This window comes from Pseudomonas juntendi (assembly GCF_009932375.1).
Lineage (GTDB): Bacteria > Pseudomonadota > Gammaproteobacteria > Pseudomonadales > Pseudomonadaceae > Aquipseudomonas > Aquipseudomonas juntendi.
The window spans coordinates 1-15,806 of sequence record NZ_BLJG01000128.1; the positions used below are offsets into that span (position 1 = coordinate 1).

At 65.2% G+C, this 15,806-nt stretch carries 15 protein-coding genes; 9 read left to right on the forward strand and 6 right to left on the reverse strand.

Features of this window, described 5'->3' with window-relative positions:
* Positions 1-45 precede the first annotated feature (45 nt).
* Positions 46-1,671 (reverse strand): methyl-accepting chemotaxis protein, encoded by a 1,626-nt coding sequence (locus GYA94_RS17595; RefSeq protein ID WP_110677283.1) that lies wholly within the window; start codon positions 1,669-1,671, stop codon positions 46-48.
* Positions 1,672-1,947: 276 nt separating this feature from the next.
* Complete coding sequence (locus tag GYA94_RS17600; RefSeq protein ID WP_161892784.1) at positions 1,948-2,859, reverse strand: AraC family transcriptional regulator; 912 nt, start codon at positions 2,857-2,859, stop codon at positions 1,948-1,950.
* A 101-nt stretch (positions 2,860-2,960) separates the two neighbouring features.
* Here GYA94_RS17600 and GYA94_RS17605 point away from each other — a divergent pair, with 101 nt between their 5' ends.
* The 5 genes from GYA94_RS17605 to GYA94_RS17625 all read left to right on the forward strand — a co-directional run bounded on the left by GYA94_RS17605 (position 2,961) and on the right by GYA94_RS17625 (position 7,449).
* Positions 2,961-3,521 carry a carboxymuconolactone decarboxylase family protein gene (locus tag GYA94_RS17605; protein ID WP_009685599.1) on the forward strand — a complete coding sequence of 187 codons (561 nt, stop codon included), beginning with the start codon at positions 2,961-2,963 and terminating at the stop codon, positions 3,519-3,521.
* Positions 3,522-3,619: 98 nt separating this feature from the next.
* Positions 3,620-4,684: an acyl-CoA dehydrogenase family protein gene (locus GYA94_RS17610; protein WP_161892785.1), complete on the forward strand. Its 1,065-nt coding sequence runs from the start codon at positions 3,620-3,622 to the stop codon at positions 4,682-4,684.
* Positions 4,681-5,502 carry an ABC transporter ATP-binding protein gene (locus GYA94_RS17615; protein WP_110677275.1) on the forward strand — a complete coding sequence of 274 codons (822 nt, stop codon included), beginning with the start codon at positions 4,681-4,683 and terminating at the stop codon, positions 5,500-5,502. The genes GYA94_RS17610 and GYA94_RS17615 overlap by 4 nt, the downstream gene beginning before the upstream one ends.
* Complete coding sequence (locus GYA94_RS17620; RefSeq protein ID WP_161892786.1) at positions 5,489-6,694, forward strand: ABC transporter substrate-binding protein; 1,206 nt, start codon at positions 5,489-5,491, stop codon at positions 6,692-6,694. The genes GYA94_RS17615 and GYA94_RS17620 overlap by 14 nt, the downstream gene beginning before the upstream one ends.
* The gene (locus GYA94_RS17625) at positions 6,694-7,449 is read left to right on the forward strand and encodes an ABC transporter permease (protein ID WP_009685594.1); all 756 of its coding nucleotides are present in this window, start codon (positions 6,694-6,696) and stop codon (positions 7,447-7,449) included. The genes GYA94_RS17620 and GYA94_RS17625 overlap by 1 nt, the downstream gene beginning before the upstream one ends.
* A 60-nt stretch (positions 7,450-7,509) precedes the next feature.
* Here the strand turns inward: GYA94_RS17625 and GYA94_RS17630 are convergent, their stop codons facing one another.
* Together GYA94_RS17630 and argC are read right to left on the reverse strand one after the other, a co-directional pair.
* Positions 7,510-8,196, reverse strand: coding sequence for a GNAT family N-acetyltransferase (locus GYA94_RS17630; RefSeq protein ID WP_110677271.1), 687 nt, complete (start codon positions 8,194-8,196; stop codon positions 7,510-7,512).
* A gap of 81 nt (positions 8,197-8,277) precedes the next feature.
* Complete coding sequence (gene argC / locus GYA94_RS17635) at positions 8,278-9,219, reverse strand: N-acetyl-gamma-glutamyl-phosphate reductase (protein WP_161892787.1); 942 nt, start codon at positions 9,217-9,219, stop codon at positions 8,278-8,280.
* Positions 9,220-9,410: 191 nt separating this feature from the next.
* Here argC and GYA94_RS17640 point away from each other — a divergent pair, with 191 nt between their 5' ends.
* A complete protein-coding gene (locus GYA94_RS17640; RefSeq protein WP_161892788.1) occupies positions 9,411-10,292 on the forward strand; it encodes a LysR family transcriptional regulator in 882 nt (293 codons plus the stop codon).
* A 15-nt stretch (positions 10,293-10,307) separates the two neighbouring features.
* Here GYA94_RS17640 and GYA94_RS17645 read toward each other — a convergent pair whose 3' ends face one another.
* Both GYA94_RS17645 and GYA94_RS17650 read right to left on the reverse strand, forming a co-directional pair.
* The gene (locus tag GYA94_RS17645; RefSeq protein ID WP_110677267.1) at positions 10,308-10,850 is read right to left on the reverse strand and encodes a WCX domain-containing protein; all 543 of its coding nucleotides are present in this window, start codon (positions 10,848-10,850) and stop codon (positions 10,308-10,310) included.
* A gap of 160 nt (positions 10,851-11,010) precedes the next feature.
* On the reverse strand, positions 11,011-11,919 hold the full coding sequence (locus GYA94_RS17650; protein ID WP_054903805.1) for a LysR family transcriptional regulator: 909 nt from the start codon (positions 11,917-11,919) through the stop codon (positions 11,011-11,013).
* A 172-nt stretch (positions 11,920-12,091) separates the two neighbouring features.
* On the opposite strand from GYA94_RS17650, the gene GYA94_RS17655 reads away from it, so the two are divergent.
* From GYA94_RS17655 to GYA94_RS17665, 3 genes are read left to right on the forward strand one after another with little or no spacing between them, the layout of a single operon-like run.
* Complete coding sequence (locus GYA94_RS17655; RefSeq protein WP_009685588.1) at positions 12,092-13,396, forward strand: MFS transporter; 1,305 nt, start codon at positions 12,092-12,094, stop codon at positions 13,394-13,396.
* A gap of 30 nt (positions 13,397-13,426) precedes the next feature.
* Entirely contained in the window at positions 13,427-14,668 is a 1,242-nt protein-coding gene (locus GYA94_RS17660) for a Zn-dependent hydrolase (RefSeq protein WP_161892789.1), read from the forward strand.
* Positions 14,668-15,690 (forward strand): histone deacetylase family protein, encoded by a 1,023-nt coding sequence (locus tag GYA94_RS17665; protein WP_161892790.1) that lies wholly within the window; start codon positions 14,668-14,670, stop codon positions 15,688-15,690. The genes GYA94_RS17660 and GYA94_RS17665 overlap by 1 nt, the downstream gene beginning before the upstream one ends.
* Positions 15,691-15,806: the final 116 nt, after the last annotated feature.

Genomic DNA, 15,806 nt, shown 5'->3' on the forward strand with positions numbered 1-15,806 from the left:
TGGCTTGCCTGCGATGGGCCGCGATGCGGCCCCGGCTATCTCAGATCAGACCTTGAACTGTGCCACCATGCCATTCAGGTCCACGGCAAGGCGCGACAGGTCCTGCGCTGCCGCACTGGTCTGGTTGGCCCCCGCCGAGGTCTGCATGGCCAGGTCACGGATATTCACCAGGTTGCGGTCCACCTCACGGGCCACCTGCGCCTGTTGTTCCGAGGCACTGGCTATCACCAGGTTACGCTGGTTGATCGAGGCCATCGCTTCGGCAATCACCTCCAGCGCCTGCCCGGCGCCCTCGGCTACTTCCAGCGTGCCCGTGGCACGCCCCTGGCTGCTGTGCATCGCGGTCACCGCGCGCTCGGTGCCGTTCTGGATCCCGGCAATCATCTGCTCGATTTCGGCCGTCGACTGCTGGGTACGATGGGCGAGGGCACGAACTTCGTCCGCCACCACCGCAAAGCCACGGCCTGCCTCACCGGCGCGGGCGGCTTCGATGGCGGCGTTGAGCGCCAGCAGGTTGGTCTGCCCGGCAATTGCACCGATCACATCCAGCACCCGGCTGATCTCGTTGGCATTGCTGGCCAGCTGTTCGATTTCGCTGGAAGTGCCGGTCACGTCCGCCACCAGGTGCTGGATGGAGGCCAGCGCCTGGTTGACCCGGTCGCGGCCATCGCGGGTAGTCTGGTCGGCACCCCTGGAGGCGTCTGCGGTGCTCACCGCATTGTTGGCCACTTCTTCGACCGCCGCGGTCATCTGGTTGACGGCCGTGGCCGCCTGGTCGATTTCGGCACTTTGCTGGTGCAGACCGCGGCTGGTGTCTTCGGTGACGGTGTGCAGCTCTTCGGACGCCGAGGCCAGTTGGTCGGACGAGGCGGCTATCTGCCGAATGGTATCGCGCAGGCTGGTCTGCATGCGGCTCAACGCGCGCAGCAGCAAGGCCGGCTCGTCACGGCCCACCACCTGGATTTCGCGAGTCAGGTCGCCGGTGGCCACGCGTTCAGCCACGGCCACGGCCTCGGCCAACGGCCGCACGATACTGCGGGTGAGCAGGGTGGCGATGGCGGCAAGCGCCAGTACAATCACCAACAGCGCGCCTATCAGCGCCTGGAACGCTTCGTCAGCCACATCGCTGCTGCGCTGCGAGGCTTGCTCGGCGCCCTTGCCGTTGTAGTCGATCAAGGCGGCCATGGCATGCATCATGTTGTCGGCATACTGGCTCAATGGCCCGCTGACTTGCTGCTCGGCTTCGGCAATGCGGTTGGCTGTGACGTCTTGCAGCACCTTGGCCTGCAGGCCCGCATACTGCTGGTAAGCCGCCATGAAGGCATTGAACAGGGCGCGATCGTCGGCCTCGACGATGGTACTGTCGTAGTTTTTCAGGCTGGTTGTCAGGCGTTGGTTGATGCCTTGTAGCATCTCAAGGTCGCGGGCGTGTTCGCCGGTCTCGTTGCTGAGTGTCGCACGCAGGGTGACGGCCCGGGCGCGACCGAGGTCGGTGCTGATTTCGCTGAGGGCCACCACGGCAGGTATCCAGGTGATGCGGATCTCGTCTGTGGCGGTGTCCATCTGCCGGGTCTCGTAAAGTGCGATCAGGCCCATCACCAGCACCAGAATGCCCAACAGGGTGAATGCGCTTGCTGCGCGAATGCCGATCTTCAAATTCCTTAACTGCATGAAGTACTCCTTGATGGTGGCGTGCAGGCCTCGAGAACGCAGGCGGCTACCGGTGTCACCGCAGTGGCGCCAGGCTCGGGATGCACCGCAAAGTCGATTGTAGGTCTCACCCTCTTTACTGTTTTTGAATGCGATGATGCCATATGGCCATCATTCTTGAACAGGCATTCAAGTTACGGGATCTGCTGATAAACCCAAGGAAAATTGTCGGTTTTATCCGGTAAATCAGCTTCAACGTGGCGCCTCGCAAGCCGGCTTGCGGCGCAGTAGAGCCGCTTAACGCCCTTCGTGGCCCCGCCGGTAAGCCCCTGGCTGTATGCCTACTGCCTTGGCGAAGGCCCGGGTAAAAGCGGCCACCGATTGGTACCCCACCTGTGCACCCACTTGCTCCACCGTGTTGCCCGCCTGCAGCAACCGGCAAGCATGGCGCATGCGCAACGCCAGCAGCACTTGGCCTGGCGACTGCCCGGCCAGCTCGCTGAAGCGTTTGAAGAAAGCCGAGCGCGACAACCCGGTGCAGGCCGCCATGCTCTCCAGTGTCCAGGCTTTGGCGGGTTGCTCGATCAGTTGCTCGAGCAACCCGGCGAACGCCGGCTGCCGAGCAAGCGCGATCAGCCCGCCCAGGGGCTGCCCGGCATGCACTTGCTGGCGCAGTGCATACAGAAAGAGCAAGTGCGTCAGGCGCTCCAGAAAAGTTTGCGAAGGCCCGGTTTGGCGTTGGCATTCGTCCAGGATAAGCCCGAACAACGCCCCCGCCGCGCTCCCGGCGGGGTCTTCGGCACGCAGCAGGATCCAGTCGGCCAGGCCCTCGACAATCAGCGAAGACAAACCCGACTGGAAGCGGAAGAAGCCACAGACCAGGCCGACCCCATCGCTGGCGGCGCTGTCCAGCGCCTGCATGGTTTGACGCGGTTGCGCACAGGCGCCTGCCGCGTCCTGGTCGCTGGACAGGCGATAACCCAGGTCGCGCAACAGGAATACGGCGTCGCCTTTTCTCAGGCACACCGGCTGCGCCTGGCCGTCGAGGTGCAGCCAGCAATCGCCCTGCACCACCAAGTGGAAGCTGGCACGGCCCATACCCTGGGTGCTGGCGTGCCAGCCGCCACAGTAGCGGCCGACATGAAACAGGCTGGCATCCAGCTCCAGGCCTTCTAATAACCAATCGACGAGCGCGGCGGACGAAATCATCTAATGCAAAGACTCAGGAGCAAGGAAAGGCGACTGATGAATATGGAGGGTACTTCTTATAACCACCAGACTGTAGTGACATCCATCAGGGAGACCACTCCATGTCCTCGCGCATTACCTTACACACCCTGGAAAGCGCCCCGGAAGCAGCGCGCCCGTTCCTTGAGAACGCGCAGAAGAATTCGGGCTTCATCCCCAACCTGCTCGGCGTGCTGGCCAACGCGCCAGCGGCACTGGAAACCTACGTGACCGTTTCGGCATTGAACGGCAAGTCCGACCTGAGCCTGGCCGACCGCGAAGTGGTGCAACTGATTGCCGCCACCCAGCATGGCTGTGATTTCTGTGTGGCGGGGCACACCGCCGTGGCGTTGAACAAGGCCAAGCTGCCGCAGGAGGTGGTCGATGCTCTGCGGGCCCGCGGCGAGCTGCCCAATGCCCGTTACGAAGCCCTGGCCGCCTTCGCCCGCGAAGTGATCGCGACCCGTGGCAATGTGAGCCAGGCCACCTACCAGGCATTCCGGGATGCCGGCTTCAGCGAAGGCAATGCGCTGGAAGTGATTCTTGGCGTGAGCCTCGCAACCCTGTGCAACTTTGCTAATGTGTTCGCCCAAACGCCGCTCAATGACGAGCTTGGCAAATACCGCTGGCAGCCCACTGCATGATCTGCCCCTGCTAGCGGCGGTACAGCGGTAGTTGTAGGAGTGGCCATGTGCCGCAAAGGGGCCGTTAGGCGGCCCGGCGTTCTCAAAGGAGCAAGACCATGCAGGATTGTGCATTTCGACAGTGGCTGGATGCCAATGCCGAGGCCATAGATCGGGGCCTGTGCGAGCCGCAGCACGTGCTGGCGCAAATCGCCGAATCGCAACTGCTGCGCGTGGGCGTCGACCCGGCCCTGGGCGGTACGGGCGGGCAGGTGACCGACGCCGTCGAGGCCATCGCTGCCATTGCCAGCCGCTCGCTGGCTGCCGCTTTCGTGTGTTGGGGCCAGCGCGCCTTTATCGAGTACCTGTTGCAAAGCCCCAACCAGCCGCTGCGCGCGCGCTTGCTGCCACAGCTGCTGGCCGGCGAGCTGGCCGGTGCCACCGGCCTGTCCAATGCCATGAAGTTCCTCTCTGGCATCGAAGCCCTGCAAGTGCGCGGCCGCCCGGCGGGCGATGGCTGGCACCTGGAGGGCCGCCTGCACTGGGTGACCAACCTGCGCAAGAGTGGGTTCGTGGTAGCGGCGGCCATTGAGGACGACGCGGGCGGTGCTCCGTTCGTACTGGCCATTCCTTCGGATGCCCAGGGCCTGCAACGTTCCGACGACTTGCAACTGATGGGCTTGCAGTCGAGCAACACCGCTGCCTTGGCCTTCCACCAGGTGCCGCTGGCACGTGACTGGTTGCTGCACGACAATGCCCGCGCGTTCCTGCCGCAGGTACGCCCTGCCTTCCTGGGGTTGCAGTGCGGCATGGCCATTGGCCTGGCGCGCCGGGCACTGGACGAAGTGCAGGCCCACCTGCAGGGGCGTGCCTCATTCCTGGACGAAGCCCGCCAGGTGCTCAGCGAGCGCCTGGAGAATACCGTCAGCGAACTCAAGCAAGGTTTGCTCGATGGCCGCTTCCTGCAACAACCGGCGGCTTTGTTCAAGCTGCGCATCACCCTGGCCGAAAGTGCCGCCGACGCGGTGCAACTGGAATTGCAGGCCAGTGGTGGCAAAGCCTACCTCAGCGAGTATGGCGAAGGTTTCGCCCGCCGCTGGCGCGAATCGGCGTTCGTGCCGATCGTCACGCCCAGCCTGGTGCAGCTGCGGGCCGAGCTGCACCGCCAGGCAGCCGGGGCATGAGTGCAATGTTGCTCGAAGCCCGTGACATCAGCCTGGGCTACCCGGGCGAGGGCGGCTGGCAGCAAGTGCTGGCGCAGTTCGACCTGCAGTTGGGGCGCGGCGAGGTGGTGAGCATTCTGGGCCCCAGCGGCGTTGGCAAGTCCAGCCTGTTGCGGGTATTGGCCGGCCTGCAGCAGCCGGGTGGTGGCAGCGTGCGGCTGCATGGCCAGCCGCTGCAGGGCCCACACCCGCGCCTGGCGGTAGCCTTCCAGGACCCCAGCCTGCTGCCTTGGCTGAGCCTGGAGAAAAACGTCGCCTTCGGCCTGGACTTCGCCCGCCAGCCCAAGCTGGCGGCTGCCGAACGCCGTGCACGTATCGACCACGCTATCGCCGCCGTGGGCCTGGGCCACGCCCGCAGCCACTACCCGGCGCAGCTGTCTGGCGGCATGGCCCAGCGGACCGCGCTGGCCCGTTGCCTGGCACGGCAGCCCGAAGTGCTGTTGCTCGACGAACCGTTCGGCGCGCTGGATGAAGTCACCCGTGCCGACATGCAGCAATTGCTGCTGCAATTGATCGCCACCCACAACACGGCAGCGGTACTGATCACCCACGATATCGACGAAGCCCTGTTGCTGTCCGACCGTGTGCTGCTGCTGGGCGACCATCCAGCGCACATCCTCGGCCAATGGCAGATCGGCCTGCCGCAGCCACGCACCCAGCGGGTCGAAGAGCTGGGCGCCCTGCGCATCGAAATCCTCAAGACGCTCCGGCGAGCAAGCCGCACGGTCGAACCCACCCCAACCCCCCAGGCCTCGGAGGCTGTCCATGTGCATGGATGACTGCTGTTCCTCGTCTTCACGACGTGATTTTCTCAAGCTGGGCGCCATGCTCACCGCCGCCGGTGCACTGCCGTTTCTGTCGAGCCTGCAGGCCCGCGCCGCTGCCGAACCCGACGCGCCGGTACGTATCGGCTACCTGCCGATCACCGACGCAACGCCCTTGCTGGTGGCGCACAACAACGGCCTGTTCGAAGCCGAGGGTATCAAGGCCGAACGCCCGGTATTGCTGCGCAGTTGGGCACAGGTGATCGAGGCGTTCATCTCTGGCCAGGTGAACGTGATTCACCTGCTGTCGCCGATGACCGTGTGGGCGCGCTATGCCAGCAAGGTGCCGGCCAAGGTGGTGGCGTGGAACCACGTGGGCGGTTCGGGCCTGACCGTCGCCCCCGACATCAGCGACATGAAGCAACTGGGTGGCAAGACCGTGGCCATACCTTTCTGGTACTCGATCCATAATGTCGTGCTGCAGCAGATGCTCAACGACAACGGCCTGACACCGGTGTCGAAGCCGGCCAGTGCGGCGTTGGCAGACAATGAAGTGAACCTGCTGGTGCTGCCGCCCTCCGACATGCCACCGGCCCTGGCCAGCAAGCGCATAGCAGGTTACATCGTCGCCGAGCCGTTCAACGCCCTGGCCGAGAACCTCAAGGTTGGCCGCGTGCAGCGCTTCACGGGCGATGTCTGGCGCAACCATGCCTGCTGCGTGGTGTTCATGCACGAACACGACCTCGACAACCGCCCCGAGTGGTCGCAGAAGGTGGTCAATGCCATCGTCAAGGCCCAGCACTGGACCCGCGACCACCGCGCCGAAGCAGCAGCCTTGCTGTCGCGTGCTGGCACCAACAAGTACACGCCCCATGACCCGGCGGTGCTGGCCAAGGTCCTTGCCCCGGCGGCCGAGGACCGTGCCGGCTACATCGCCAGCGGCGCTATTCGCCACCAGCAGTGGGACGAAAAGCGCATCGATTTCCAGCCTTACCCGTTCCCGAGCTACACCGAAGCACTGGTCAAGCGCTTGCAGCACACCCTGATCGAAGGTGACCACGCGTTCCTCGCCGGCCTGGACCCGGCGCAGACTGCCCGCGACCTGGTGGATGACCGCTTCGTGCGTAACGCCATTGCCGCCGTGGGCGGGCCGTCAGTGTTCGGCATAGCCGACAACTACGAGCGCAGCGAGGAGTTCGCCGTCTGATGCGTACGCACGTGGTACATGCCGGGCTTGGCCTGGCCGGCTTGCTGGGCTTGCTGGCACTGTGGTGGGCCGGGGTCGCCGTGTTCGGCCAGGCCGATGGCCTGTCGGCCCGGTTTGCACCGCAGGCCACGTTGGCCAGCCTGGTCGAGCTGCTAGGGCAGGGCGAGGTCTACGGGCATATCTGGGTCAGCCTCAAGCGCATCCTGGTCGGTTTGTTGCTGGCGTTGCTGATCGGTGTGCCGTTGGGGTTGCTGGTAGGTAGCTACCGGCACCTGGAGGCGGCGACCACGCCGGCATTCCAGTTCCTGCGCATGATCTCGCCGTTGTCGTGGATGCCGGTGGTGGTGATGCTGATGGGCGTGGGTGACCAGCCGATCTACTTTTTGCTGGCGTTCGCCGCGTTGTGGCCGATCCTGCTCAACACCGCCGCCGGGGTGCGGCAACTGGACCCGCGCTGGCTGCAGTTGAGCCGCAGCCTGAGTGCCACGCGCTGGGAAACCTTGTGCAAGGTGATCGTGCCGGGGGTGATTGGCCATGTGCTGACGGGCGTGCGCCTGGCCATCGGGATTTTGTGGATCGTGCTGGTGCCCTGCGAAATGCTGGGCGTCAGTGCAGGGCTGGGCTATTTCATTCTCGATACCCGCGACCGCCTGGCGTACTCCGAGCTGATGGCCATGGTGCTGTTGATCGGAGTGCTGGGCTTTCTGCTCGATGCCCTGGCGCGCGGGCTGCACCGGCGCTGGGTGCATGGCTGAGCCGCCGGGCCGCGCCGAGCTTGACCGGTGCGGCCCTGAGCGTTGTGCTTGACGGTGCGATCAGTGCACGTGCTGGCGCTGGCGCACACACTCCTGCGCCTGTGCGGTCAGCGCGTCCAGCCGCTCGTCGCGCATCTGCTCCGCTTCGATCATCGCATCCTCGCCTTGCTGGTTGAGCAGGTAGGTATGAATCTGCAGCACCTCGGCGGTCTGGTAGATGGGGGCGATGTCCAGGCGGCCGATCAGTGCCCCGCTGGCCTGGCCGGTGCTGCTCATCAGCACCTGCGGACCCTTGGCGGCCACCACCTGCATACCCATGGCTTCGAACCACGGTACCTGGTTGGCGAAGGCGTTCAGCTCGACGCAGGCATGGCGCGCCTGCAGGTCGCCCAGCAGCGCCCGGGCGATGCCCTGGCGACGATGGCTGGCGCGTACGGCCATGAATGCCAGGGCACAGGCCTGCTCATCGTCCTCGGCGGGTAGCGACAAGGCAAAGCCCAACAACTGGTCTGGCGCTTCGGCATCCAGTGCCAGGGTCAGTGCCACGGCCAGGCCGCGATTGCCGTCCAGGGCTTGCAGGTACTGGTGCACCTCCATGCCGACGCCGTACTGGTACAGCGGGTACAGCGGGTTGTCTGCACTGATCGCGACACTGCTCAATTCACCGACGTTGTGAATCACCAGCTCGCGGATCTGGTTCTGGAAAGACTCGGGCGGCACGCTGTCAAGGCGGCTCAGGATGAACATCGGGGGGCAGGCTCCGGCGGTTGGACTGTACAGCCCGCACCGGGAGGGCGCGGGCTGTACAGTCTAACCGGTTTTGACCCATCAGCCGCGTGTCTGTAGTGCGCCGAGCATCAATTCCAGGTTTTGCACCGCCGCACCCGACGCGCCTTTGCCCAGGTTGTCGAAGATGGCGGTGAGCAGCACCTGGCCGTGTTCAGGGTTGGCGTACAGCGCCAGGCGCAGGTCGTTGCTGTCGTTCAGGGCTTCAGGGTCGAGGTTGGCCGCGCCACCTTGTTGGTGCAGGGGCATTACCTGAACATGGCGGGCTCCCTGGTAATGCTGTTCCAGGCAGGCTTGCAGCTGTTCGGCGCTGACCTGCCCGGGCAGCAGGCGCAATTGCAGCGGGATGCTCAGCACGATGCCCTGGCGGTAGGCGCCGTAGCCAGGCATGAACAGGGGCCGTGCCGAGAGCCCGGCGTGCTGCTGGATCTCGGGCACATGCTTGTGCGCCAGGTCCAGGCCGTACAGCTGCAAGGCCGGTGCTTTGTCGGCAGCGGGCTGTTCATGCCGTTCTACCGCCGCGCGGCCGCCGCCGGAGTAGCCGGAAATGGCGTGGATGTTCAGCGGGTAATCGGCAGGCAGCAGGCCGGCCTTGACCAGCGGACGCAGCAACGCGATGGCGCCCGTGGGGTAGCAGCCGGGGTTGCTGACGCGCTTGCTTTGGGCAATGCGTTCGGCTTGGTGCGGGTCCAGTTCGGGCAGGCCATACACCCAGCCTGGGCTGGTGCGGTGTGCCGAGCTGGCGTCGATCACCCGCACCTGCGGGTTGTGGATGGCGGCCACCGCTTCGCGCGCGGCGGCATCGGGCAGGCACAGCAGGGCGATGTCGGCGCTGTTGATCGCCTCGCCACGCCGTTGAGGATCTTTGCGTTCGGCTTCGGGCAGGGTCAGCAGGCGCAAGTCGCTGCGGCCTTGCAGGCGAGCGTGGATCTGCAGGCCGGTGGTGCCTTGGTCGCCGTCGATGAAGACAACAGGGGTATGCATGGTCGGGGTCCGGGTTGGGGAGGGGATGGCCTATTTTCGCGGGTGGCGTTGATAAAGAAAATTTGAATATCATGACCACCGCATTCAGCTTTTCTGAACGATGTGCTGGCCTTTTGGCGGTCAACCTACCCCTGAAAGCTGCCTTGGCATTCAGCCGTCAGTCTTTGTTTTGTGAGGAAGCCGCAGCGACCATGCGCGAAATCAGCCTCGACCTCCTGCGTACGCTGGTGGTCATTAGCGACCTGGGTTCATTTGCCGAGGCGGCTCGCCAGCTCAACCTGGCGCCGCCCACCATCAGCCTGCACGTGGCCGAGCTGGAGGCGCGCGTCGGCGCCCCGTTGCTCAACCGTACCCGCGGCCAGGTACGGCCCACGGCCATCGGTGAAACGCTGCTGGCCCGCGCCCGCCGCTTGCTGGCCGACGCGGACCTGGCGTTGGACGAAGTTCGCCGCCAGGTGCAGGGCCTGAGCGGCCGGGTACGCCTGGGGGCCTCGACCGGGGCCATCGCCCACCTGCTGCCACAGGCGTTGGCCGCCTTGCGGGTGGAGCATCCGGGGATCGATGTGCAAGTGCAGGTGCTCACTTCGCAAGCGTCGCTGGCGCGTTTGCGCGAGGGCACCCTGGATGTCGCGCTGGTGGCGTTGCCGCAGGTGGCGGTCAAGGGGCTGGCCGTAACACCCTGGCGACGCGACCCGATCCTGGCCTACGTGCCGGCCGACTGGCAGCCCCCGGCCAAGGTCACGCCGGCCTGGCTGGCGCAACGGGCGTTGATCCTGAATGACAGCAGTACCCAGCTGTCGCGGGTGACTAACGAGTGGTTTGCGGCGGCGGGGTTGCACCCCGAGCCGCGTATCGAGCTGAACTACAACGATGCCATCAAGAAGCTGGTCGGTGCCGGGTATGGCGCGACGTTGCTGCCGCAGGAGGGGGAGACCGCCGAGCTTGATCAGCGCATTGCCCACCGGCCGCTGCGGCCCGGGCTGTGGCGGCAGTTGGGTATCGCCTGCAGGGAAGGGCAGGTGGAGCGCGCTACCGCATTCGTGCTGCAGGCGCTGGAGCGGCTGCGCCAGTAGCGCCCGCCAACGGTTTCAACCAACCGTTTCGTGCAGGGCCAGGCTCTGGCGTAATTGCGCCAGCATGGCCAGGCGCAGCGCCTTGGGGGCCTGCACGCTAATAGCGCCGGCCTGGGACAGCAGCCAGCTCATCAGCGCCCGGTTGTCGTCTACCGTGGCCACCAGCACAGCGCCACCGTCGGCTTGCGCGGTCAGTTGCATGTCGGCCGACAGCGGCGCCTGCTCCAGGCGCCGGGCAAGGGCGTCATCGACCCAGGCGCGCAGCTCCACCTGGGCCGCCGGGCATAGCGCGTCGGGTTGCAACTGGTGCGCTTGCTCCAGGCTCAGGCCCGGTTGCCAGTACCAGCCATAGGGCATGCCCTTGCTGTTGCATTGCAGCGGGAACAGGGCGGCCAGTTCGACCAGGTCGCGCTCTACGGTACGCTTGCTGGTGGTGTGGCCCACGCCGCTCAGGGCACGTTGCAACTGGGTGGAGCTCACGCCCGGGTGGCGCCCTGGCAGCAGCTTGAGCAATTGCCACTGGCGGGCAATGGTATGGCGGGTAGGGTGGCTGGGCAAAGGGTTCGTCCTTGAAGGCAGGCATCGCGCCGACCTGGGTGATGGCATTTAGCTATATATCAGCATACCCTTTCCCCTGATCGGATCCAAGTTGCACTACAAGGCGGCCAAGGCCACCGGCGCGTTCCGCGCTTGGCAGCGCCGGTGATGGCGCTGCAGGTCAGTCAAGACGCTGTTGCAGCCCCTCGATGAACACCTGTTCGGCCCGGCTGAAGCGCTGGTCCCGGTTCCACAACAGGTGAATGTCCACATCGGCAATGCCCTCCAGCGGGTGCAGCTTCCACAGCAGCCCAGCTGCAACATCCGGCGCTACCACGTGCTCGGGCAGGCAGCCGATGCCGAACCCGGCAATTACCAGGCGGCGCACTTCCTCAAGGCTGGGTGACGAGGCCACGATGCGCCCGGCAAAGCCCTGCTGGTCGCGGAAAATGGTCAGTGGCGACAACATGCCGCCAATCTGGTCACTGGTGAAGCTGACGAAGTTCTCCCGCTGCAAGTCGCCCTCGGCCTGACCAAACAGGGCATGGTGTTTGCCACAGAAGAACGCGTAACGCTGGCGCAGGAACAGCCGTTGCTCCAGCCTGGGCTGGGCCCGCCGGTTCAAGCTCAAGCCTGCGCTGGCGGTTTTCTCTTGCAAGGCTGCGACGATGTCGGAGCTGCGCATCACGTCGATTTCCAGGTCCACCCGTGGGTGCTGGCGATGGAAGTCGGCCAGGAAGTCGTCGAAGCGGTCGCTGACGATGCGGCTGATCATCAGCAAGCGCACCTTGCCCACCAGTTCGTCGGTGGGCTGCGCCAGCAGGCTGCCGATCTGCGACATCTGCCCGTACACCTCGCCGGCCAGCTGGAACAGCTGTTCACCCATTTCGGTCAGCACGAAACGCGGCCCACGGCGGGCGATGAGTTGGCGGCCGAGCTGTTCTTCCAGGCGCTTCAAGGCCTGGCTGACTGCCGGCTGGGTGAGATGCAGGCGGGCAGCGGCGCGGCTGATGGACAGTTCCTGGCCAATGACGCGGAAGGTACGCAGCAGGTTCCAGTCGAGGCGGTCGTTGAGCAGGCGGTCAGACATGGCATGGCTCTATGATAAGCAGGGTTAATAGTTGGAATAATAAATAGAAAATTGACTAATCATAGTCCTGGCCCGATAAATCACAGGCATCGAGGCCCACAAGCCAAGCGCCGCCAGAGCGCGACCGTGAATTCCCGTCACTCCTGCCAGAACAACAAGCAAAGGAGCCCCCATGAAGCCCGCCACTTGCGCTCAGCCACGCCGTGCCGCTGCCGCCGCTTTCATCGGTACCATGATCGAATGGTACGACTTTTACATCTATGCCACCGCCGCGGCCCTGGTGTTCGGTGCCTTGTTCTTCCCCTCCGATGACAGCCTGTTCAGCACCATGGCAGCGTTTGGTACCTTCGCCGTGGGCTTTTTCGCCCGGCCGCTGGGCGGAATCGTCTTCGGCCATGTGGGCGACCGTATCGGCCGCAAGAAATCGCTGGTCATCACCTTGCTGATGATGGGCATCGTCACGGTGTGCATCGGCCTGTTGCCGACCTATGCGCAAATTGGCGCCAGCGCGCCGGTGCTGCTGGTCCTGCTGCGCATCGTCCAGGGCATTGCGGTGGGCGGCGAGTGGGGCGGGGCCGTGCTGATGGCCGGCGAGCATGCCCCCAAGGGGCGGCGCAACTTCTTCGCCTCGTTCGCCCAGCTCGGCAGCCCGGCGGGCCTGATTCTGTCACTGCTGGCTTTTGGCGCGGTCACCCGCCTTCCGGAAGAAGACCTGATGAGCTGGGGTTGGCGCGTGCCGTTCCTGGCCAGCGCCTTGCTGCTGTTGGTCGGCCTGGCCATTCGCCTGGGGGTGAACGAGTCGCCCGAGTTCATCGCCAGCCGCGAGCAGGCAGAAACGGCCCGGCGCAAGGAGCAGGCCCCGGTCTTCGAGGTGCTGCGCAGCGCCTGGCGCCCGCTGTTGCTGTGCATCGGTGCCAACACCCTGGGCATTGCCGGGGTCTACTTCACCAATACCTTCATGATCAGCTACACCACCCAGCAGCTGCACCTGGAGCGCTCGCTGATCCTGGAGTGCCTGTTCTTCGTGGCGATCATCCAGTTTTGCGTGCAGCCCTTGGCTGCCTGGCTGTCGGAAAAGCTCGGCGCCACTCGCTTCCTGGCCTTGGTGGCCGTGCTGGCCATGGCCTCGCCTTACCCCATGTTCACCCTGGTCAGCTCGGGCCAAGGCCCTTTGATCGTGCTCGGCATCGCCTTGGCCGCTGCTTGCATGGCCTCGTTCTACGCGGTCATCGCAGGCTACGTCAGCGGCATGTTCGACACCCGTGTGCGCTATACCGCCATATCCCTGGCCTACCAGGTGTGTGGCGCCATCGCCGGGGGCCTGACCCCGTTGATCGGCACCTGGCTGGCCCACCATTTCACAGGGCAGTGGTGGCCGATGGCAGTGTTCTACACGCTGATCGCCACCCTTTCGCTGGTCTGCGTGCTTGCCCTGGCGCGCCAGTACGCGCGCAGCCAGCAGCTTGAGCTGGCCTGAGCGAACCGATTCATTCTGGAGTACCTGCACATGTTGAAAAGCAATGGCGAACGCCTGTGGGCGAGCTTGATGGCCATGGCCGAAATCGGCGCCACCGCACGCGGTGGCAGCTGCCGCCTGGCCCTCAGCGACGAAGACAAGGCTGGCCGTGAGCTGTTTAGCCGCTGGTGCCGCGAAGCGGGCCTGACGTTGAGCGTGGATGCCATCGGCAACCTGTTCGCGCGCCGCCCTGGCACCGACCCCGATGCCGCCCCGGTGATGATCGGCAGCCACCTGGATACCCAGCCGGAGGGCGGCCGTTTCGACGGTGTCTATGGCGTGCTGGCCGGGCTGGAGGTGGTGCGCCGCCTCGACGAGCTGGGCATCAGTACCCGCAAGCCGCTGGAGATCGCGGTGTGGACCAACGAGGAAGGTGCCCGGTTTACCCCGGCGATGTTCGGTTCGGCCGTGTTCACCGGCACCCTGGCGCTGGAGCAAGCCTTGGCCATACGCGATGCGCAAGGCATCAGCGTCGCCGACGCGTTGCAGCGTACCGGTTACGCTGGCCAGCGGCCGCTGGGCGGGCCGGTGGATGCCTATTTTGAAGCGCATATCGAGCAAGGCCCGATTCTTGAAGATAACGCCAAGGCCATTGGTGTGGTCAGCGGCGGCCAGGCTATTCGTTGGCTGGATGTGACCGTCGAAGGCATGGCCGCGCACGCCGGCACCACGCCGATGCCGTTGCGCAAGGACGCCTTGTACGGCGCGGCGCAGATGATTCAGGCGCTTGAGCGGCTGGCGGCAGACTATGCCCCCGAGGCGCTGACCACTGTCGGCGAGCTGACCATCGCCAAGTCGTCACGCAACACCATCCCCGGGGTGTTGCAATTCACGGTGGACCTGCGCCACCACCGTGATGAAACCATCGAGGCCATGGAACGCGACCTGACCCTGGCGCTGCAGGCCATCGCCCGCCAGCGCGGTTTGCAGGTGCGTATCGAGCGGCACTGGGTCAGCCCGGCCACGCCGTTCGACGTGGACTGTGTGGCCGCTGTTCAGCAAGCGGTGGATGCCCTGGGTTATGCGCAGCAGTCGATCGTCAGTGGCGCTGGGCACGATGCCATTCTGTTGGCCCGCTATTGCCCGACGGCGATGGTGTTCATTCCCTGCATCGGCGGCCTCAGCCACAACGAAGCCGAGGATGTGCTGCCCGACGATGCCCGCCAGGGTGCCGATGTATTGCTCAATGCCGTGCTGGCCCGCGCCGGCCGTGTCGAACCAGGAGAAGCCTGATGCGTTGCTACTTCCACCCTGAACAATTGCTGCATCACCCGCGCAGCTACTACTCGCGTGGCGCCATGCGCACCCCCCAAGAGGTGCCCGAGCGCGCCCAGCGCCTGTTGCAGGCTGCCAGGAACCTTGGCTTCGACATCCGCCAGCCAGAGGATGCTGGCCTGCAGCCGCTGGCGGCGGTGCATGGCGAGGCCTACCTGGCCTTCCTCGAAGAAGCCCATGCGCGCTGGAAGGAAGTGTCCGAGGACTGGGGCGACGAGGTCATGTCCAATATCTTTGTGCGTGAGCCCAACGCCTTGCGTGGCATTCTCGCCCAGGCCGCGCGCTACCTGGCCGATGGCAGTTGCCCGGTAGGCGAGCGTACCTGGCATTCGGCCTACTGGTCCGCGCAGAGCGCGGTAGCTGGCGCCAAGGCCATTGCCGAGGGTGAGCCCGCGGCCTACGCGCTGTGCCGGCCACCGGGGCACCATGCACGGTTCGATGCGGCGGGTGGCTTCTGCTACATCAACAACGCTGCCGTCGCTGCCCAGGCCTTGCGCGGCCGCTACAGCCGGGTGGCGGTGCTCGACACCGACATGCACCACGGGCAAGGCATCCAGGAAATTTTCTACGACCGGCGCGATGTGCTGTATGTGTCGGTGCACGGCGACCCGACCAACTTCTACCCAGGCGTGGCCGGGTTCGAGGACGAGCGCGGCCGTGGTGAGGGGGAGGGGTACAACCTGAACCTGCCGATGCCCCACGGCGCCAGCGAAGCGGACTTCCTGAGCCGGCTGGACACCGCACTGGCTGCGGTGAAGGATTTTGGTGCGCAAGTGTTGGTGTTGTCGCTGGGCTTCGACATTTACGAGCTGGACCCCCAGAGCAAGGTGGCGGTGACGACCGAGGGCTTTGCCGTGTTGGGCGAGCGTATCCGCGCATTGCGCTTGCCATGCCTGATCGTGCAGGAGGGTGGGTACCATCTGCAGAGCCTGGAGGCGAATGCTCGGGCGTTTTTTGCTGACATAGCGGATTGGCGGTGAGTGCTACCACGCTGTTTATTTCGGGGATGAACCCCACAGGGATCGCATCAGGGCTGACAGGTGGTTGCCCTAAGATATGCAGCGCCTGTTAGATCGAGCGCCGCCCGCGCGGCGCA